At 46.7% G+C, this 19,952-nt stretch carries 14 protein-coding genes; 8 read left to right on the plus strand and 6 right to left on the minus strand.

All coding sequences use genetic code 11. The annotated features are described in order from the left end of the window. Window position 1: 1 nt before the first annotated feature. From AAHN97_RS27420 to AAHN97_RS27430, 3 genes are all read right to left on the minus strand, one after another. On the minus strand, window positions 2-3,148 hold the full coding sequence (locus AAHN97_RS27420) for a S41 family peptidase (RefSeq protein ID WP_343305260.1): 3,147 nt from the start codon (window positions 3,146-3,148) through the stop codon (window positions 2-4). Window positions 3,149-3,290: 142 nt separating this feature from the next. Continuing rightward, window positions 3,291-4,016: a LytR/AlgR family response regulator transcription factor gene (locus tag AAHN97_RS27425; protein ID WP_343305261.1), complete on the minus strand. Its 726-nt coding sequence runs from the start codon at window positions 4,014-4,016 to the stop codon at window positions 3,291-3,293. A 4-nt stretch (window positions 4,017-4,020) separates the two neighbouring features. Further along, window positions 4,021-5,046, minus strand: a complete 1,026-nt coding sequence (locus tag AAHN97_RS27430; RefSeq protein WP_343305262.1) for a sensor histidine kinase — start codon at window positions 5,044-5,046, stop codon at window positions 4,021-4,023. Between the two features lie 171 nt (window positions 5,047-5,217). Between AAHN97_RS27430 and AAHN97_RS27435 the strand changes: the two genes are divergently transcribed. Next, the gene (locus AAHN97_RS27435; protein WP_343305263.1) at window positions 5,218-7,608 is read left to right on the plus strand and encodes an outer membrane beta-barrel protein; all 2,391 of its coding nucleotides are present in this window, start codon (window positions 5,218-5,220) and stop codon (window positions 7,606-7,608) included. Between the two features lie 129 nt (window positions 7,609-7,737). Here AAHN97_RS27435 and leuS read toward each other — a convergent pair whose 3' ends face one another. Beyond that, on the minus strand, window positions 7,738-10,515 hold the full coding sequence (gene leuS / locus AAHN97_RS27440; protein WP_343305264.1) for a leucine--tRNA ligase: 2,778 nt from the start codon (window positions 10,513-10,515) through the stop codon (window positions 7,738-7,740). A gap of 167 nt (window positions 10,516-10,682) precedes the next feature. On the opposite strand from leuS, the gene AAHN97_RS27445 reads away from it, so the two are divergent. The 4 genes from AAHN97_RS27445 to AAHN97_RS27460 all read left to right on the plus strand — a co-directional run bounded on the left by AAHN97_RS27445 (window position 10,683) and on the right by AAHN97_RS27460 (window position 13,328). Continuing rightward, the gene (locus tag AAHN97_RS27445) at window positions 10,683-11,555 is read left to right on the plus strand and encodes a cell division protein FtsX (protein WP_074240920.1); all 873 of its coding nucleotides are present in this window, start codon (window positions 10,683-10,685) and stop codon (window positions 11,553-11,555) included. A gap of 20 nt (window positions 11,556-11,575) precedes the next feature. Next, window positions 11,576-11,827 carry a DUF3098 domain-containing protein gene (locus AAHN97_RS27450; RefSeq protein WP_074240919.1) on the plus strand — a complete coding sequence of 84 codons (252 nt, stop codon included), beginning with the start codon at window positions 11,576-11,578 and terminating at the stop codon, window positions 11,825-11,827. 63 nt (window positions 11,828-11,890) lie between these two features. Beyond that, window positions 11,891-12,685: an undecaprenyl-diphosphate phosphatase gene (locus AAHN97_RS27455; RefSeq protein WP_343305265.1), complete on the plus strand. Its 795-nt coding sequence runs from the start codon at window positions 11,891-11,893 to the stop codon at window positions 12,683-12,685. Between the two features lie 37 nt (window positions 12,686-12,722). Next, the gene (locus AAHN97_RS27460; protein WP_343305266.1) at window positions 12,723-13,328 is read left to right on the plus strand and encodes a hypothetical protein; all 606 of its coding nucleotides are present in this window, start codon (window positions 12,723-12,725) and stop codon (window positions 13,326-13,328) included. Here AAHN97_RS27460 and AAHN97_RS27465 read toward each other — a convergent pair. Both AAHN97_RS27465 and tsaE read right to left on the minus strand, forming a co-directional pair. Continuing rightward, on the minus strand, window positions 13,325-14,542 hold the full coding sequence (locus AAHN97_RS27465; RefSeq protein WP_343305267.1) for an alanine dehydrogenase: 1,218 nt from the start codon (window positions 14,540-14,542) through the stop codon (window positions 13,325-13,327). The two genes, AAHN97_RS27460 and AAHN97_RS27465, sit on opposite strands and share 4 nt — an antisense overlap. A gap of 43 nt (window positions 14,543-14,585) precedes the next feature. Then, window positions 14,586-15,047, minus strand: coding sequence for a tRNA (adenosine(37)-N6)-threonylcarbamoyltransferase complex ATPase subunit type 1 TsaE (tsaE, locus tag AAHN97_RS27470; protein ID WP_343305268.1), 462 nt, complete (start codon window positions 15,045-15,047; stop codon window positions 14,586-14,588). A 172-nt stretch (window positions 15,048-15,219) separates the two neighbouring features. On the opposite strand from tsaE, the gene AAHN97_RS27475 reads away from it, so the two are divergent. Genes AAHN97_RS27475 through AAHN97_RS27485 form a run of 3 tightly spaced genes read left to right on the plus strand, consistent with a single transcriptional unit; the run spans window position 15,220 to window position 19,889 of the window. Then, window positions 15,220-17,325, plus strand: coding sequence for a heavy metal translocating P-type ATPase (locus AAHN97_RS27475; protein WP_343305269.1), 2,106 nt, complete (start codon window positions 15,220-15,222; stop codon window positions 17,323-17,325). 42 nt (window positions 17,326-17,367) lie between these two features. Further along, a complete protein-coding gene (locus AAHN97_RS27480) occupies window positions 17,368-17,973 on the plus strand; it encodes a trimeric intracellular cation channel family protein (RefSeq protein WP_074240913.1) in 606 nt (201 codons plus the stop codon). Between the two features lie 2 nt (window positions 17,974-17,975). Then, window positions 17,976-19,889 (plus strand): RecQ family ATP-dependent DNA helicase, encoded by a 1,914-nt coding sequence (locus AAHN97_RS27485; protein ID WP_343305270.1) that lies wholly within the window; start codon window positions 17,976-17,978, stop codon window positions 19,887-19,889. Window positions 19,890-19,952: the final 63 nt, after the last annotated feature.

A 19,952-nucleotide genomic window follows, 5' to 3' on the forward strand; every position in this document is an offset into this window, starting at 1 on the left:
CTTATTTCAGATCTTTTAGTATTTCCTGTACAGCTCTATCCAGCTGGGGGTCTTTGTCTTCCAACCGGTCGGTGAAGGAGGTCTTCACATAGATGTCTGGTGCTACGCCTTCTTTCTCCAGGTTTTTGCCATCGAGGGTATAACATCCCCAGGATGGTAAGCGATAGAAAGATCCGTCCACCAGGCCTTTGCCGGAAGTGAAAATGATCCAGCGGTAAGATTCCGTACCGATGATCTTACCCAGTTTCAGGGCTTTGAAACCAGCGGCTGTCATTTCCGCATCGCTGAGTGATTGCTCATTGATGAGTAATACGATCGGTTTGCCTGCAGGAGCAAAGTTGGGTTGCGGGGATAATTTTCCTTCGCGGTATTGCCATTGGAGGTAAGGGCGTTGGGAAAGGAATTTCAATACTTCATCGTGTACATTTCCGCCGGTATTGTAACGGAGGTCAAGGATCAGCGCGTCTTTGCTGCCGAGCTTACCAGCCATATCGATGAGGAATTTTTCCAGCTCACCACTACCCATGTTCTTCATGTAGGTGTAAGCGATCTTGTTATTGCTGAGTTTGTTCACCCGCTGCTCATTGCCGTAGATCCATTCATCGTAGAGCTGTGTATTATTGGCGCCGGGGCTTTGCGGATGCAGCCTTACATCGTAAGGTTTACCGCCACGCTCAAATGTAAGGGTGATCTCTCTTTCCATCGCGGGACGGGTAAAGTAGATATCCCTGTTGCGGGTTTTGTCTACCGCAACACCGTTCACTTTGGTAAGTACATCACCGCTTTGCACAGTTATATTTTGCTTATCTGCATTACTGTTTGCCAGGATGCGGGATACGGTGTAAGGTTGCTTCCGGTCAAAGAGGATACCCGTTTCCATGGTGCGGTAACTAAGGGTAATGTTTTCTTCTGCACCGTAAGAATTGAAGCCAAGGTGGGAAGAGTTCAGTTCACCCAGCAGGTCGTTCAGCATAGTGCGGAGGTCTGCCCGGTTATTGACATAAGGCAGATATTTGCTGTATTGGTCCCTGAGTTTAGCCCAGTTGGCACCGTGGAATTCTGCATTGTAGAAGTTCTCTTCCACATTGGCCCAGGTTTCGTAGAAGATCTGATCGAATTCCTGGCTGAGATTGCGGTAAAAGGATTGGCTGATATCAATTTTGTCTACCTTGTTAGCATCTGCATTCAATTTGTGAATGTTGCCGCCTACGAGAACAAAGAATTTGCCGTCCACTTCTTTTACTTCATCAGCACCGGATTCCGTGCCTGCGATCTTATCTGTTTTAGGTGCTTCAAATGGTTCCAGTACTGTTTTCCAGGCATTGAACCTGCCATCATGGTTAGACATATAGAAAACAGTGGTTTTGTCTCCCTTTTGTGAAACATGCATCGGGCCATATTGTGTACCAAAATCAGGACTGATCCTTTCCACCCGTTCCATGATCCGGGCAGTATTGATATTGATGGTATTGGGTACCGGGGCAGGTTTGGCGGAATCTTTCTTTTCGTCTTTCTTATCCTCTTTCTTCTCTTCTTTTTTGAAGAGCTCATCAAACTTATCCGCGCGGAAAGGATCATCGAACTTATCCAATGCAACGCGGTATACTTTGGCATTGCTCAAACCAAAAGGATAAGCAGGTTTGGTGCGGGAAGAGTTGAAATAGATATATTTCCCATCAGGAGACCATAGCGGATATGTTTCTGTAACCCCTGTATTGGTGAGATTGGTAGTGGTATTCTTTTTCAGGTTATGCACCAGCAGGTCTTGTTCAAAGTTGCGGTAAGCGGTGAAGAGTACATACTCACCATTAGGAGAAAAACTGGGCTCTGCATTCTGGAAGGCCCATATTTCGTCCTTTGCAACGGTTTTGGATTCCAGTGTTTTCAGGTCCATTACCCGTACTTCATCACGGCCGCTGAGGTATACCGCCTGTGTACGGTCTTTGTTGGTATTCAGGGAGCGGTTGTTCCTTTTATCATTGGTGTGTTGTTTGGGTGTTCCTTTGCCATCTGCAGAAACGGTGAACCAGTTCAGGTAACCATCAACAGTTTGGTTGAAAAGAAGCGTACGGTTGTCTGCCAGCCATTGTACCTGAACAGCACGTTCTGCAGGGCGGGGGATCTGGCGGATGAATTTGCCTTCTATATCAGAAACAAAGATCTCTCCCCTGGAAATGAAGGCGAGCTTTTTGCCGTCAGGAGATACATCATAATAAGAGATCTTGTCACGCACCTCAAATACCTGCTCTTTGGGCAGAACAAGGTTGCGGAAGAGATTGATCTCCAGCTTTTCTGATTTGCCGGATGCAATATCATAGATCCATACCTGGTAATCTTTTTCAAAAACCACTTTGCCGCCATTGGCAGAGGCAGAGGGACGTTTGATAGAGGTGGGGAAATTGGTCAGGGCTTTTTTCTGGCCATTCACGAAAGTATAGAGATTGTATTCTCCATTGCCTTCGTCAGAGGCAAAAAAGATCTCTCCTTTACGGTTGATGGTAGGCCAGAGGTCTTTACCGAGATATGTTGTATAACGTTTATAAGCTTTTGTAGCAGGAATATAAGACTGGATATCCGGGTTGAATTCTCCTTTATACCTTTTGCGGTTAGCGGCAAAGCTGCTTTCCCAGGTGTCATTAAAAAACAGTTCACCACTGCTGGGATGTTCTGTTACATTGTGTATGAGATTGAAGTAATGATCAAACACCCTTACCGGGGTAGTTCCTTCTATACTTACTTTAAAGCTGGTGGTATTGCCCTCGCGGCTGGAAGAAATATAAACCGATTTGGAATCCCAGCTCCAGGACTCTAACAGGTCCCCGCTTTCATGAACGGTTAATTGTTTTACTTCCCCGCCTTCTATAGGTAACAGAAAAACATCCGCATTGCCGTATTGGTAGGCAGTGAAGGCAATCCATTTGCCATCCGGGGATACTTTTGGCGCAATTTCAGTTCCCTGCATGGCGGTGAGGCGCACTGCCTGAGGGTTCTGTACATCTGCTTTCCAGAGGTCTCCTTCATAGCTGAACACAACGGTTTTGCCATCGGGAGTTAAGGTAGGGTAAGTTGTAAAATAGGTTGCTGTGCTTTGGGCGCTGGCTGGCAGGGTTAAGGCTGTGGCCAGCAAACCGGTAAGTATAGATCTCATGAGACGGGTTTTGTTTGGTTGCGGGGGTAAATTAAGAAGGAATTGGCGGTTGCGGAAACCATTCATATAAATAGGGAATGTTTTTCTTGGGACGCAGCTGCGGGAGCTTTTCCGATAGATCATGGAAACTTTCCGGAAAGGTTCAGCCCTGCCCGTTGCCTACCAGCTGGAAAAAGGCTTCCCGGTAAGTGTCTCCCACTGGTATCACATGCTGCCCGATGAAAAGGCGGCTGCGCTCAATGGCATCTATTTTTTCCATGGACACCAGGTAGGATTTATGCACCCTGGCAAAATGTGGCAGGGGAAGGATCACTTCCATACGCTTCATATTCTGCAGTGTTATGATCTTCTCTGAAAGTGTATGGATGGCTACATAATCCTTCAATCCTTCCACGAACAGTATCTCAGATAACAGTACTTTCACCATCCTGCTATCTGTTTTCACAAAAATGTAAGAAGGTGTTTCCACAGACTGCATCCGGTCCGGGATAACATCCTGCTGCTGTGGCTGCAAAATGGCTACAGCCTTTTGGATGGATTTATAGAACCGGTCGAAAGCAATAGGTTTTAGTAAGTAATCTATGGCATCATGATCGTAGCTGTCCAGCGCATATTCGGAATAGGCTGTTGTAAGAATAGTGCGGGCCTTGCCTTGTATGAGCTTCATGAATTGCATGCCGGTGAGCTGCGGCATCTGGATGTCCAGGAAAACAAGGTCTGCCAGGCCTTTTTCTACAAGGGGTAGTGCTTCCAGCACATTATCAAATGTGCCGGTCAATTCCAGGAAAGGAATTTTCCGGATGTAATCTGCCATTACATCCAGCGCCAGTAATTCATCATCTATCGCAATACACCGGATCTTTTGCATGTGGTTATAGTTGCAGGCTCAGTTCACAAATATAGTGTGTATCATTTTCCTTTATGTTCAGGGTATGCCGGCCTGGATACAATAGCTCCAGACGGCGACGGATATTGGGTAAGCCAATTCCCCCGGTCTGATCTTTTAATTGATGATTGATCTTGTTCTGTACATTCAGCTGCAGATGATTTCCTTCCACAATAACATGGATCAGTACCGGATCTGATGGATCACTCAATACCCCATGTTTAAAAGCGTTTTCTACAAATGCAATGAGTAGTACCGGCATGATCAGCTGATTGGTAACAGGGCCTTCCACCAGCAGGTCCACATAAATATTCTCTTTGAAGCGGGCCTTTTGCAGATCAACAAAACTATGCAGGTATTGCAATTCCTTTTCGAGCAATACCACCTTATCCTCCGAATCATATAACATATAGCGCATTACTTCGGAGAGCTTGAGTATGGCATCAGGTGCTTTATCGGACTTCTGATAGGCGAGTGAATAGATACTGTTCAGCGTATTAAACAGGAAATGAGGGTTCAGCTGGGACTTGAGCAATGCCAGTTCTGCCTGTGTATTTTGTTGTTCCAGGGCTTGTTTGTCATTTTTCATTTTTGTCCAGTCTTCAACGAGGCCAAACACAGTACTGAATATTATCCAGGGGCTTAAAAAGAAAAAACCGTCTTTAGCATAATAGATAAGCGTAGTGCCTTCATGGTAATTCCTGAACCCCAGGTAGGCGGGATAGATAATTTCTTCCACTGTGTAACGCAGCGCCAACCCAAAGAGAAGGAGTAATAATATACCAATGGCCCATTTCAGGTATTGTTTTTTACGGAAGAGCTTTGGGTACAGCCATAAGTAGTTGACAAAAAAGATCATCATTTTGAGAACCGTGAAATCGAGGTTCAGCAGGGAAAGGTCTGCATCAAAATCCAGGTAGTACTGAAACCCCATAAAGAGGAGCAGCACAAAAATCACCGCTTTGAGGAGCCGCCAGCGCTTTTGTTTTAGTATGGTTGCTTGTGCATTCACTGTACCAATTTAAGATAAACAAAAATACCACGTGGAGAATGCCCATTTCCTCCTGCTTCGACAAACTGCCCATTTTTTACGACCAACGCCCTGCTGCCTGTTGATCGCAGTTATTAGCCGGTTGGTATAAATGTAGCCTTCTCCCTGCAGGCGCTGATACATTTTTACAACATGAAAAAGATCCTCATCCTTGTACTCTTATTTACAGCATCTGCGAAAGCACAGGTGAAAGTGACAGGAATGGTTAAAGATGCCGCCTATGCTACAGTGGTACTGTTGCATGCAAAAGATTCTTCGCTGGTAAAAGGCACGGTGTGCGACAGTGCTGGCTTTTACCTGTTGGAAGGTATTACTCCCGGGCGATACCTGGTGGCTGCTTCCCAGGTTAATAGCGGCAAAGCATACAGTCCTGTTTTCTCAGCAGAAAAAGACGTGGTGCTGAAAACATTAATACTGCAGGGTTCCGGTACCACGCTCAAAGGAGTGGAAGTAACCTCCCGCAAACCCTACATAGAAATGATGGCTGATAAAACAGTGCTGAATGTAGAGAACAGTGTGATTGCCACGGGTAACAATATTTTTGAAGTGCTGCGGAGGGCGCCGGGAATAAGAGCAGACCATCAGGACAATATCATTCTCATGGGTGTACCCGGCGTAGAGATCTGGATAGATGGCCGGCCCTCCAACTTTACCGGAGAAACACTTACGCAGTGGCTGAAAAGCCAGCCGGCAGACATTGTGAGCAAAATAGAGATCATTTCCAATCCCTCTTCCCGTTTTGATGCAGCAGGTTCTTCAGGGATCATCAATATCCGGTTGAAGAAGAACCTGCAACAGGGGCTTAATGGCAATGTATTCCTGGGCGGCGGTATGGGTAAATACGGCAAAATAAGCACAGGTGCCAATATGAATTACCGGCATGGGAAGTTTAACCTGTACGGGAATTACAATTACTATTATTCAGAATCTTATAACCTGCTTACGTTTAACAGCGTAACGGATAAAGGGAATGGCAATCAGAATAAATTGTTCCGCGAGAACTACTGGCATCCGTTTTCACAGGGGCATGCAGTGAAAGCCGGTGTTGATTATTCCGTTACTTCCAAAACCACGTTGGGCCTTATTGCCAATATCAATGCCAATACTACCACAGCCCAAACAGATGCGCTCACCAAAGACTTCGATTATAAATTCATACAACCCTCACTCCTCACAGCCCTTACTGACCGCGAAGACCGTTTTGGTAATTACCGGCTGAACCTTAACCTGCTCACGAACATAGATACCCTGGGCAGCTCTTTTGTAATAGATGTGGATGGTGCCACTTACCGGAAAGATGCAGATCAGTATATCCTTAATTACCTGGACGATGGGCTGGAACCACAACACCAGGTAGCGCATATACGGAACTTTTCGCCGGCAAAGGTCTGGATCGGATCTGTAAAAATGGATTATACAAAGTATCTCTCTCCTTCCGCCAAATTGGAAACAGGTGCCAAAGTCAGTTATGTAAAAACAGACAGCGACATGCAGTATGATTCATTGTTACAGGATAAATGGACGCCTGACAAACTCCGGTCCAGCCATTTCCGTTATACGGAAAGGATACAGGCCGCTTATGCCACCTTCAGCTACGATAAAAAGAAATGGAGCTTCCAGGCCGGCCTGCGGGCAGAACGTACAGATGCAGAAGGCTTGAGCATCACGCTGGATTCATTGGTGCGCAACCGCTACATCGATCTGTTCCCTACTGCGTTTATATTATACCGTTTAACAAAAGGGCAGCAACTCACTTTCAGTTACGGGGAACGTATCAGCCGCCCTTCCTATCAGCAGCTGGACCCATTTATCAGGATGATTGATCCCTATACCTATATTGTTGGTAACCCTTATCTCCAGCCCCAATACAGTCATGTGTTCCAGTTAAAGCATAGTTATAACGACTGGCTGTACACCACCGCATATTTCAACTATACCACAGGGTACAGAGGAGGGTTACTGTACAGTGATACCGCCACAAAAATGATCATTTCTAAAACGGAGAATATCGGGCATTCCGAATATGGGTATATATCTGTAGCTGCAGTGCTGCCGATCACAAAATGGTGGGAATCTGAAACAAGCATAGGGGCAGGGTATGCTCGTTATTTGTCTGAGTTACCCGGTAATGCATTTGATAACAGAGGTACCGGTGCTGAGATGTCTACTAATTTTACTTTTATGCTTCCGCGTAAATTCAAGCTGCAGTTCAGCATCGATTACAGTACACCTTCCCCCGACGGGCAGTTTAAGAACAGGGCCAACTGGGGTACAGACATTGGGATACAAAAAACAGTGTGGAAGGAAAAGGGATCTATCCGCCTGAATATTTCCGATCCTTTTAATACCCGGCAGTTCAATGCAGATATTTTCAACAATGCCACACAGGTGCATTGGGTGAATCGCTGGGAAAACAGGAAGGTGAATGTGCAGTTCTCCTGGAAGTTCGGGAATCAGAAGATCAAGGCGGCGAGGAGCAGGAGTACAGGGTCAAGGGAGGAGGAGAACAGGGTGAACCTTTAGCCTACTACGAAGGAACCATGAGAGAACCGTGGACTTAATGTGGATTTGATGTGGAGATGCCGTGGACTTAATGTGGACTTGATCAGTATTTGAAATTAGGGCAGATCCAACGATCTGCCCTAAATATATTTATACTACTACGTTGATCATCTTGCCTTTTACAAAGATAATCTTCTTCGGTGTTTTACCTTCCAGCCATCTTTGTATCACTTCATTTGCCAGGGCTATCTTTTCCACTTCTTCTGTACTGGCATCCAGCGAAATATTGATGGTTGTACGCAGTTTACCATTTACGGAAACAGGATATTCCTTCGCACTTTCTGTTACATATTTTTCTTCAAATACCGGGAATGGTGCATCCAGTATGGAGCCGCTGTTACCGATCAAAGACCATAGCTCTTCGCTAACATGTGGTGCGTAGGGTGTAAGGAGGATCAATAATTGTTCCAGAATCGCTTTCTTATTGCATTTAAGGTCTGTGAGTTCATTCACGCAGATCATGAAAGTACTCACTGCTGTGTTGAACGAAAGTCTTTCTGTATCCTCTTCTATCTTACGGATGGTGTTATGCAATACTTTCAGTTCTTCTGCAGTGGGTGCATCATTCTTTACTACTAATCCTTTCTGTTCATCTGCGAAAAGGCGCCAGAATTTTTTCAGGAAGCGGTGTACCCCTTCAATCCCTTTGGTTTCCCATGGTTTGCTTTGTTCTACTGGGCCGAGGAACATTTCATACATCCGGAAAGTATCTGCTCCGAATTTTTCCACGATCACGTTAGGGTTCACGGTATTGTAAAGGCGTTTGCTCATTTTCTCTGTGAGCGTTCCGCAGATGTATTTGCCGTTCTCTAAAATGAATTGCGCGGTTGCTAGTTCCTGCCGCCAGTTTTTGAAGGCAGTAGTATCCAGTTCCAGCCCATCCACCATATTCACATCCACATGGATCTCATCTGTTTCATATTGTGCACGCAAACCTGCGGATACGTACTGATTGGTTCCCCTTACCCTGTAAACCAGGCGGGAGCTGCCTTGTATCATACCCTGGTTCACCAGTTTCTTGTATGGTTCATCAAACCCGATATGCCCGAGGTCATACAATACCTTCGTCCACATGCGGGAATAGAGCAAATGGCCTACGGCGTGTTCTGTACCGCCGATATAAAGATCCACCTGGCCCCAGTAATCTGAGATCTTGCGGTCGCAGAAAGTTTCCGTGTTATGAGGGTCCATATACCGGAGGAAATACCAGCTGCTGCCGGCATAACCGGGCATGGTATTGGTTTCGCGGCGTAAAGAAGAACCGGGTGCTGCAGGCAGGTTTACCCATTCTTTGATATTGGCCAGCGGGCCTTCTCCATCTTCTCCGGGTGTATAGTGTTCTACGTGGGGGAGTTCCAGCGGAAGGTCTTTTACATCCATCGCTTCCGGAATACCATTGCGGAATACTACGGGGAAAGGTTCTCCCCAGTAACGCTGACGGCTGAATCCGGCATCCCGCATCCTGTAATTGATCTGCCTTTTACCGATCCCCAGGTTTTCTATTTTAGTGATCACTGCTTCCATGGCTTCTTTCATTTCCATACCGGTAATGAAATCGCTGTTGAAGAGTTTGCCTTCTTTTGTTGGATTGGCTTCTTTACCATCAAACGCATCACCCAGGATGTTGGTGATGGGAATGGAGAAGTGGTTGGCGAAGTTGAAGTCGCGCTGATCACCACATGGCACAGCCATGATGGCACCAGTGCCATATCCGGCCAGTACGTATTCAGAGATCCAGATGGGAATTTTACGGCCATCAAAAGGGTTTACGGCATAAGCGCCGGTAAAGCAACCTGTGATCTGTTTCACTTCTGCCATCCGTTCTCTTTCAGAACGGCTTTGCACATATTCCTTATAAGCGGTGACTGCTTCTGTTTGTTCGTCAGTAGTAATACTGTCTACCAGCTCATGTTCCGGGGCCACTACCATAAAGTCTACGCCAAAAATGGTGTCCGGGCGGGTGGTGTATACTACCACGCTTTCGAGGGAACCAGTTATGTTGAACTTGATCTCTGCGCCCTGGCTCTTGCCGATCCAGTTGCGCTGCATATCTTTCATGGCATCGCTGAAAGTGATCTCATCGAGGCCTTTCAGCAAACGGTCTGCATATTCTGTGATGCGCAGGAACCATTGACGCATTTTCTTTTTCTGTACGGGATGGCCGCCGCGTTCGCTTACACCGTTGATCACTTCGTCATTAGCCAGTACGGTTCCCAATGCAGGGCACCAGTTCACTTCTGCATAGGCGAGATAGCCAAGGCGGTATTGCATCAGGATCTCCTGTTGCTGCTCGTAAGTGGATTCATTCCAGGTTTCAGCACTAAAACGGATGCTGCGGTCTCCGGGGCATTCATGATGATGGTTACCGGAGGCTTCAAAGATGCGTACCAGCAGGTCTATTGGCTCTGCTTTTCCGGCATGGCGGTTATACCAGCTGTCAAACAGCTGGAGGAAGATATGCTGGGTCCATTTATAATAAGCTGGCTGGCTGGTCTGAATTTCCCGGCTCCAGTCGTAACAAAACCCGATATTATCCAGTTGTTTCCGGAAGGCCTGGATATTTTCTTCTGTTGTTACCGCGGGATGCTGACCGGTTTCCAGGGCATATTGTTCCGCAGGGAGGCCAAATGCGTCATATCCCATGGGGTGCAACACGTTAAAGCCCTTCAGGCGTTTAAAACGGGCATAGATATCTGAGGCAATGTAGCCCAGGGGATGCCCCACATGTAAACCAGCCCCGGAGGGGTAGGGGAACATGTCCAGCACATAACACTTTGGTTTGGTACTGCTGTTGCTGACAAGATAAGCCTGGGTGTCCACCCAGCGTTGCTGCCATTTCCTTTCTATTTGCCTGAAATTGTATTCCATACTAAAATCTTTGATTGTCGCGCGCTTTCAGTAATTTAAATCTTTGTTCCTCAATTTCCAAAGCGGCGCAAAACCTATATAATAAAAAATGTTAAAATACCGTTTGGGAGGGCAAAAGTAAACATAACTGCCAATTTTTATTATTTTCGCCCATAAACTATAGATGAATGGCTCAATCAGGGAAATCGTCAGCTAAGAAATCGAAGCCTTCTTATTTGTATTCCATCATAGGCATCACCCTCGTGCTTCTGTTGCTTGGGGTTCTTGGTCTGTTCATGATCTACGCCAAAAACCTAAGCGATTATTACAAGGAAAGCATTGAGCTGCAGGTGATCCTGCGGGATAATGTGAAGGAAAACCAGGCCTTGTTACTAAAAGATTCACTGGCCGTTCTGCCAGCCGTGAAAAAGATCCAGTACGTGTCCAAAGAGATGGCGGCTGAAAAATTCAAAAAAGAGAACCCGGACGAGAATTTCGCCGTGCTGGGTTTCAATCCTTTATATTCCAGCATCGATATCAGCCTGTATGCCCGGTATGTACATCCGGACAGTCTGAAGATGATCGAGCAAAATATAGCAGGCCGCAGTATGGTCCGGGAACTTTATTACCAGCGTACCCTGGTGAGCGAGGTGCTGGATAAGGCCAAACAGATAGGACTGGTGATCCTGGTGATCAGTATCGTAATGGCCATTGTGGTATTATTCCTGATCGACAACACCATCCGCCTGGCGATGTTCAGCAACCGTTTCCTCATCAAAACCATGCAAATGGTAGGGGCTACCCGCTGGTTTATTGCCAAACCTTTTGATATAAGGAGTATCATTAATGGCGGTCTCAGCGCACTTTTGGCTATTGCCGGCCTGGTGGTACTGATCTACTATGCGGAATCCAGCCTGATCGGTTTAAGGGGGATGCGGGATTACTTCATCACCGGGTTATTGTTCCTGGGGCTGATTGTGATAGGTATTGGTATTTCACTGGTAAGCACACACCGCTCCGTGATGAAATACCTGAAACTGAAACTGGATGATCTTTATTGATTAAAAGTTAATTTGCAGATATGTCTAAAGAAATTAAACACACAACAGAAGAACGCAGCCTTTTCGGCAAAAGCAATTATCAGCTGATGCTGGCAGGGGTGGTACTGATCGTGATCGGTTTCCTGTTGATGATGGGCGGCGGCGGAGATGATCCCACCCGTTTTGATCCTAAGGAAGTATACAGCTTCCGCCGTATTACCCTGGCTCCCATCGTAATCCTGCTGGGCCTGGTGGTAGAGATCTTTGCCATCATGCGCAAGCCAAAACAATAATGTTAAAAAAATAACTTAAACATAGCGATGGGTTCCTCATCGCTTTTCTTATTTGTAAGCACCATGAGCACAACAGAAGCCATTATCATTGCGATAGTAGAAGGATTAACGGAATTTATCCCGGTGTCTTCCACCGGGCATATGATCATTGTCAGCAGCCTGATGGGCATCAATAAAGACGAATTCACCAAATTATTTGAAGTGTGCGTGCAGCTGGGAGCCATCCTGGCGGTGGTAGTACTTTACTGGAAAAAGTTCTTCAACTTCAGCAAACCTGCTTTCTATTTTAAATTGTTCCTGGGTGTTTTACCCGCATTGATCCTGGGTTACCTGTTCGGGGACCAGATAGATAGTATGCTCGAAAAGCCGGAGGTAGTAGGGCTGGCCCTGTTGCTGGGAGGGATTGTGCTGCTGTTCGTGGATAAATGGTTCCAGAACCCTACCATCGATTCAGATGAAAAGATGGATTATTTCAAGGCTATCCGCATTGGTTTCTATCAGTGTATTGCATTAATCCCAGGCGTTAGCAGAAGTGCAGCCACTATTATTGGTGGTATGCAGCAAAAACTTACCCGCCATGCCGCGGCAGAATTTTCCTTTTTCCTGGCCGTACCTACCATGGCAGCTGCCACAGGGTATAAGATATTAAAACACCACGACCTGCTGCTGAGTTCCAGCGAGAATATCAAACTCCTGCTGATCGGCAATGTGGTGGCATTTATTGTAGCCATGCTGGCTATCAAGTTCTTCATCGGTGCTTTACAGAAATACGGATTTAAAATCTGGGGTTATTACCGCATTATAGTAGGTGTTATCATCCTAGTGGGCTTTTTTGCCGGCTATAAAATGAGCGTATAGGGAGTGATATATAAATTATTTTTATATATTGCAGGTGATGAATCCTATGAAAAACGATGCATTCCTCGAATCCCTGAAGCAGGCTGTTCAGCTGAAAGAAGGTTATGAATTGCAGGCAGCAAAAGGGCAGATCAGGCTTATCAAAGAGGGGGAGGAAGTAACTGAAGGTGTTTTCTTCAAATACGATACGGCTTTCCTGTTGCAGGGGCTGACTTTCTTCAAACGCTTTTCCCGGGTAGAAAGGTTCTTTATCGAAATTATGGGTGGAGACCCTGAGCAATTCTATACCCTTCTGCGTGTGCAGCCGGAAATGATCCAGCTCAGCACACCTGAAGAGGTGAAGCAATTTGTACAGGATCACTTGCCGGTACTGGCAGAATTCCCTTCTTTAAAAGAGGTGAACAGCTGGTTATCCGCTACTCCCATAGCATTACATCCGGAATTAATAGGCAATAATGGCAATACCGCTACTATGCGGGAACTGGTGATCCTGCGGCTGGAAGGGGATGCACGTTATAAGGAGTTATATGCACGTTTCAGGAGCATGTTATGTCTCAAGGCCGCAGAAGGGCAATCCCCATATGTGAAGATGTATAAGGTATTCCAGAAACTGGAAAAGGACCTGAAAGAAATGGCGCCCTAACCTTTTACAGCCAGCAGCAGTTCCAGGTCTGTATACTTCAGTTTGAATTTCTCGCTCAGGTGATAATTAGTGAGCGCTCCTTTATAGAGATAGATACCGTTGCGTACACCTCTCTTGATCCATACCAGGTTTTCAAATCCGCCATCCTCTGCAGCTTCCAGCAGCAAAGGCATCAGTACATTACTGATGGCCTGGGAAGCGGTACCTGCAAATCCGGAAGGGATATTGGGCACGCAATAGTGGATCACATCGTATTTCTTGAAAATGGGATTTTCGTGGGTGGTTACCTCAGAGGTTTCAAAGCAGCCCCCCCGGTCAATACTTACATCTACAATCACGGCACCGGCTTTCATATTGCTCACCATGGATTCACTTACTACAATGGGGGTACGCCCGCTTTGGGAAGAAAGGGCTCCCACGGCTACATCTGCATTGCGCAATTGTTCTGCCAGTGCACGGGGCTGGATCACGGAAGTGAAGATCCGCACCCCTATGTTGTTCTGCAGCCTTTTCAGTTTATAGATGTTATTGTCGAACACCTTTACGGAAGAACCAAGGGCTAATGCCGTGCGGGCAGCAAACTCCCCAACAATGCCTGCACCTATGATCACTACTTTGGTAGGAGGGATACCGGTGATACCACCCAGCAGGATGCCTTTGCCTTTATTACTATTGCTGAGGTACTGGCCTGCGATGAGCATCACAGCGCCTCCTGCAATTTCACTCATGGCCCGTACAATGGGGTAAGTGCCTGAATCGTCTTTCAGGTTCTCGAAGGAAAGCAGGGTGATCCTTTTATTCATCATCTGCTGCAACTGCTCTACTTTGAGCATGGAGAGATGGATGGGGGAAATAACGATCTGGTGAGGGTGTAGCAGTTCTATCTCTTCATCATTCAGCGGGGCTGATTTAACGATGATATCCGCTTTGAACACTTCTTTTTTATCATACACTATTTCCGCACCTGCTTCCGAATAGTCTGTATCGTAAAAGTGGGAACCATCCCCCGCTTTATGCTCTACCACAATGTGATGGCCGTTATTGCTAAGTATGCTCACGGCATCCGGTGTGAGGGCTATCCGGCTTTCCTGGAAAGAAATTTCCTTTGGAATTCCGATGAATAAACGGGAATTTTTTTGTGGATAATCCAGCGTTTCTTCCAGTGGTGAATAAGTAAAACCGGCACTCACAACAGGTTTTTGCCTTTGCTCCATAATCGTAGACAATTGTGTTAGGTCTCTTTCAAAGATACATTTATTATTGAAGGGATAGATCAAATTCACCCGGGTTGGCAGAACCGGCAATGAGTTTCCGCTTATGGTCAGGTGTAACCGATAGGAAGAGGTGTACCGTGTCTGCAGGTAAAAGAGGGGCTACCATCTCCGGCCATTCTACAAAACAAATGGCATCCGGATGATAAAGGCAATCTTCTACGCCAGCCTCCACAGCCTCTTGCAGGCTTTTTAGCCGGTAGAGGTCCAGGTGATAAATGATCCTTTCCCGGGAGCCCCCATCTTTAAAACGGTATTCATTAATGATAGAAAAAGTAGGGCTGCCGGTGGTATCTTCCACCCCTTTGGCTGCGCATAAAGCTTTTACGAAAGTGGTCTTTCCCGCGCCCATTTCTCCGTTAAGGGCAAATACCTGCTGGCGTGGGAATGTTTCCCAGAAGCGTTCCGCCGTCTGGGCAAGCTCTGCATGTGAAAACGTCAGTCTCATAAACGATAATGCCTGATCAAGGGGCTAAAATTAGCAATTCCGTTGCATTAAAAGTCCTGCTTCCTCTTAAATGGCCGCCATGGCCCTGAATGCCGCTGCCAGTATGGGTAAAAAGCACCTCCGTTGCATTAATTTCATTATGAAAAGATCAGCTATGTGGTAATTTTGGGATATGGAAACGATCAGTTGTAGAGTAAAAGGAATGAACTGTTCCAGCTGTGCGCTTACCATCTCCAAATACCTGGAAAAAAAAGGCATGGAAGATGTAGCCATCAGCGTGGCTACGGAAGAGCTGAGCTTTAATGTGCCCCAGGGTACAGATGCAGGGGATGTGATCAACGGGATCAATAACCTGGGGTATGAGGTGATCCTTCCCAACCAGGGGGCCAAAAAGCGCCCCGTGTATACTACACTTACTTTTAAATTCATATTCTGCGCCATCTTCACAGCCCCTTTGCTGTTGCATATGTGGGTGAACTGGCACTGGCTGCATAATGCATGGGTACAATTAGCTTTAACCACGCCGGTATACCTGGTAGGCATGGCGCATTTTGGCCGCAGCGCTTTCCGCTCCCTGCGGAACGGGATGGCCAATATGGATGTACTCATCACTATCGGGGCTACGGCAGCATTTGCCTACAGCCTTACCGGTACATTGCAGCATCTGGGAGCAGACTACCTCTTTTATGAAACCACGGCAGCCATCCTTACCCTTGTTTTTCTGGGTAACCTGCTGGAGGAAAGGTCTGTTAAATCTACCACCACGGCCATTGCGGAACTGGCAAAGATGCAGCATACCATGGCCCGCCGTATTCATACCAATGCGGAAGGAGTGGAGCATATAGATGAAGTGGACAATAATGACCTCCGCACGGGAGACCGGGTATTGGTGAATACCGGAGATAAAATTCCCATGGATGGTACCATTTACTGGGGCAGCGGGCATGTGAATGAATCTATGATCACCGGGGAAAGCGAGCCGGTGGCTAAAAATGAAAAGGACAAAGTAATAGGCGGCACTATCCTGGAAGATGGCAGCCTCAAAATGTATATCACCGCCATTGGCAAGGATACGGTGCTCTCTTATATTATTGACCTGGTAAAACAGGCCCAGAGCAATAAACCGCCCATGCAGAAACTGGCGGATAAGATCAGCGCCATTTTTGTACCCCTGGTGCTGGGAATTGCATTGGTCACTTTCCTGGTCTGGTACTTTGTTGGAAACACTACGCTGGATGTTGCCATCATGCGAAGTGTAGCCGTGTTGGTTATTGCCTGCCCCTGTGCAATGGGATTGGCTACACCGGCGGCTGTAATGGTAGGTCTTGGCCGTGCCGCAAGAAACGGCATCCTTATAAAAGGAGCAAATACGCTGGAAATGTTCCGCAACATCCGCCAGATCGTATTTGATAAAACAGGTACACTTACTACGGGTAAACTGCAATTAGGAGCATGGAAAGCGATCGATATGGACGAAACGGTCTTTAGATCTACTGTACTGAGCCTGGAAAAATTCTCTTCCCATCCTATTGCCCGTTCCATTACTGCTTTATGGAAAGGCCTGCCGGAAGTGGCTTTGCAGCAGATCAGAGAACAGAAGGGCATTGGTATGAAAGCCGTGGATAAAGAGGGGGACGAATGGCAGCTGGGCTCTTATATCATGGCAAAGAACGCTACAACAGACGATGCACATAACATCTACCTGTTGAAGAATGGTGTGCTGGCAGGCTGGATAGATTTCATTGACGAACTGCGCCCTGAAGCAAAGAATGTAATTGAACAGCTGAAACAGCATGGCATCCGCACCATCCTGCTCAGCGGTGACATGAAACGCAAATGTGAACAGATCGCGAAAGAGTTGGGTATTGATGAAGTATATGCGGAACAGTCGCCACAGCAAAAGCTGAATAAAATAGACGGCCTCATGCAAACAGCTCCTACCGCTATGATAGGAGATGGCATCAATGATGCACCTGCACTAGCCAAAGCCAGCATTGGTATTTCCCTCAGCGATTCCACACAAGTGGCCATGCAAAGTGCCAATGTGATATTGCTGAACAACCATCTCGGGGCTTTGCCATTGGCGATGGGCCTGGGTAAACATACCTATCTTACCATCAAACAAAACCTCTTCTGGGCATTTATATACAATGTGGTGGCCATTCCTGTGGCAGCCCTAGGATACCTCAATCCCATCATCGGCGCCCTCATTATGGGATTATCTGATGTGGTACTGGCTATTAACTCCGTACGTTTGAGATTTAAAAAAGTGCTGTAAGGATTTTTATCGTTAATTCGTATATCATAATTCGTTCAGGAAATGATATACTGGTTAGACCTTATCGGCACATTCGTATTTGCCATATCCGGCGCACTCGCAGCCTGGGATAAGAAAATGTACCACGATATCTTTGGGGTGAGCTTTACCGCTTTTGTGACTTCCATTGGTGGTGGTACCCTGCGGGACCTGATCCTGGGGGTAAGACCTGTATGGGTGGGAGATAAGAATTATATAGTGGCCATTGCCCTGGGAGTATTGGTAACCATCCTTTTTCGCGCACGCCTGCTGCGTTTCCGCCGGTCTATCTTTGTGTTCGATACCATTGGTATTGGTTTTTATACCGTGATAGGATTACAGAAGGCCTTGTTTTATGGAGTACATCCCTGGGCTGCTGTGATCCTGGGTATGATCTCTGCTATTTTTGGCGGGGTGATCAGGGATATGATGGTGAATGAAATACCTTTGATCTTCAGCCGCCAGATCTATGCCACTGCTTGTTTGGCGGGTGCAGCATTATATATCGGGTTGCGTTATGCAGGTGTGGATGAGGACTGGAACATGGTGGCCAGCATTCTGCTGGTGATCGCCATCCGGTTAACTGCCTTACGTAAAGGCTGGTCTTTACCCTATTTACAGAAAGAATAAACATGTCGTCCGCACTTTCCATATTACAAAAATTCTGGGGGCACCAGCAATTCCGGCCCATGCAGGAAGAGATCATTGCATCTGTGGCCAGTGGCCGGGATACACTTGCGCTCTTACCTACCGGCGGTGGTAAATCCATTTGCTTCCAGGTGCCGGCTATGATGAACGATGGGCTTTGCATGGTGATCACGCCACTCATTGCATTGATGAAAGATCAGGTGGAGAATCTGAACAAAAGAGGTATTCCCGCTTTTGCCATCTATGCCGGCATGCATGCAAAGGATGTGGAGAAAGTGATGATCATGGCACGGGAAGGAGAAATAAAGTTCCTCTATGTTTCCCCGGAACGTTTGCAGAGCAGGCGGTTCAGATGGTTCTGTGAAGTACTGCCGGTTAAGCTCATTGCTGTTGACGAAGCACATTGCATCTCCCAATGGGGTTACGATTTTCGCCCTGCGTATCTGCAGGTGGCCACTATCCGCGAGCTTTTCCCTGAAGCTCCTATTCTTGCACTAACGGCCACGGCCACACCTAAAGTAAAAGAAGATATTTGCGAGCGCTTGCAACTGGATGACCCGGCTATTTTTGTGAAAAGCTTTGCACGTGCTAATCTCTCTTACAGCGTAGCGGAAGAAGAAGGTAAACTCACCCGCATCCGCCAGATACTGGACCGTGTACCCGGCAGCGCTATTATTTATTGCCGGAACCGCAGGCAAACAAAAGAGATCGCCGGATTACTGAGTAACCAGGGGATCACCGCCAGTTATTATCATGCCGGTTTATCATCTGCAGAACGTAATACAAGGCAGGAAGCCTGGATCAATAATGAAATTCGTGTAATGGTATGTACCAATGCTTTTGGCATGGGCATCGATAAACCGGATGTGCGTATGGTGATCCATGCGGATGTACCGGATAGTATTGAAGCCTATTACCAGGAAGCGGGCCGTGCGGGAAGGGATGAACAGAAAGCCTATGCCGTACTGTTGTACAAGGAGAGGGATATTACGGAAATGAAAGAACGGATTGCCCTGCAATTCCCTTCGCTGGAGCAGATCAAAGAAGTTTATCAGGGGGTGGTCAATTACCTGCAGGTACCGGTAGGCAGTATAGAAGGGGTGTACTATGATTTTGACATCAATGATTTTGTAAAACGCTTTTCCCTCAATATCACCGTTGCATTCAGCACATTACGTATACTGGAACAGGAAGGTGTATGGCAGCTCAGTGAAAGTATATTCATCCCTTCAAAGCTTGAATTTGTAACCGGCAGGGACCGGTTATATGAATACGAGCAGCTGAACCCAGCCATGGAACCATTGCTTAAAACATTACTGCGTACTTATGGCGGCATCTTTGATGATGCAGTGCCCATTTTTGAACGGCAGCTGGCTAAGCTGATGCAGATAGATGAACAGGATGTAGTGCACGACCTGCAGTTGTTACACCGGCAGGCTATTGTGAAATACCAGCCCCGTAAAGACAAACCACAATTGAGTTTCCTGCAGGAGCGTGTGGCAGTGCAACATCTCACCATTGACCATGCTCTCCTGAAACGCAGGAGGGAAGCCATGGAAGAAAGGATAGAAGCAGTTGCACAATACCTGCGTAACCAGGATACCTGCCGTACGCAACAACTGGTGGCTTATTTCGGAGAGAAGGATGCGCTGCCCTGTGGTGTATGTGATGTGTGTGTGAAGAAACAAAAGGGGGCATTACGGCCTAAGGAGTTCGGGGAACTGGCTACTGCTATCCTGGCTGCACTGCAAACAGAAACTACGATAGAGACATTGATGCAAAATATAGATGCGCCGGAAGACAGGGTGCTTACCACACTGCAGTTCTTAATTGCGGAGAAATGTGTACTGCGTGATAAAGACGGGGTATTGGTAGCAGTGAAGGCGCTTAAAGCTTAAGCCCTTGCTATTGCAGAGAAGTATGCTATAACTCGTAGAAAGTGAAGGCGCTTAAAGCTTAAG

The sequence above is a fragment of the Chitinophaga niabensis genome, from assembly GCF_039545795.1.
GTDB lineage: Bacteria > Bacteroidota > Bacteroidia > Chitinophagales > Chitinophagaceae > Chitinophaga > Chitinophaga niabensis_B.

Coding starts and splice junctions, on each gene's coding strand:
- AAHN97_RS27420 (WP_343305260.1), bottom strand. CDS start 3,148: ATGAGATCTATACTTACCGGTTTGCTGGCCACAGCCTTAACCCTGCCA.
- AAHN97_RS27425 (WP_343305261.1), bottom strand. CDS start 4,016: ATGCAAAAGATCCGGTGTATTGCGATAGATGATGAATTACTGGCGCTG.
- AAHN97_RS27435 (WP_343305263.1), top strand. CDS start 5,218: ATGAAAAAGATCCTCATCCTTGTACTCTTATTTACAGCATCTGCGAAA.
- leuS (WP_343305264.1), bottom strand. CDS start 10,515: ATGGAATACAATTTCAGGCAAATAGAAAGGAAATGGCAGCAACGCTGG.
- AAHN97_RS27445 (WP_074240920.1), top strand. CDS start 10,683: ATGGCTCAATCAGGGAAATCGTCAGCTAAGAAATCGAAGCCTTCTTAT.
- AAHN97_RS27450 (WP_074240919.1), top strand. CDS start 11,576: ATGTCTAAAGAAATTAAACACACAACAGAAGAACGCAGCCTTTTCGGC.
- AAHN97_RS27455 (WP_343305265.1), top strand. CDS start 11,891: ATGAGCACAACAGAAGCCATTATCATTGCGATAGTAGAAGGATTAACG.
- AAHN97_RS27460 (WP_343305266.1), top strand. CDS start 12,723: ATGAATCCTATGAAAAACGATGCATTCCTCGAATCCCTGAAGCAGGCT.
- AAHN97_RS27465 (WP_343305267.1), bottom strand. CDS start 14,542: ATGGAGCAAAGGCAAAAACCTGTTGTGAGTGCCGGTTTTACTTATTCA.
- tsaE (WP_343305268.1), bottom strand. CDS start 15,047: ATGAGACTGACGTTTTCACATGCAGAGCTTGCCCAGACGGCGGAACGC.
- AAHN97_RS27475 (WP_343305269.1), top strand. CDS start 15,220: ATGGAAACGATCAGTTGTAGAGTAAAAGGAATGAACTGTTCCAGCTGT.
- AAHN97_RS27480 (WP_074240913.1), top strand. CDS start 17,368: ATGATATACTGGTTAGACCTTATCGGCACATTCGTATTTGCCATATCC.
- AAHN97_RS27485 (WP_343305270.1), top strand. CDS start 17,976: ATGTCGTCCGCACTTTCCATATTACAAAAATTCTGGGGGCACCAGCAA.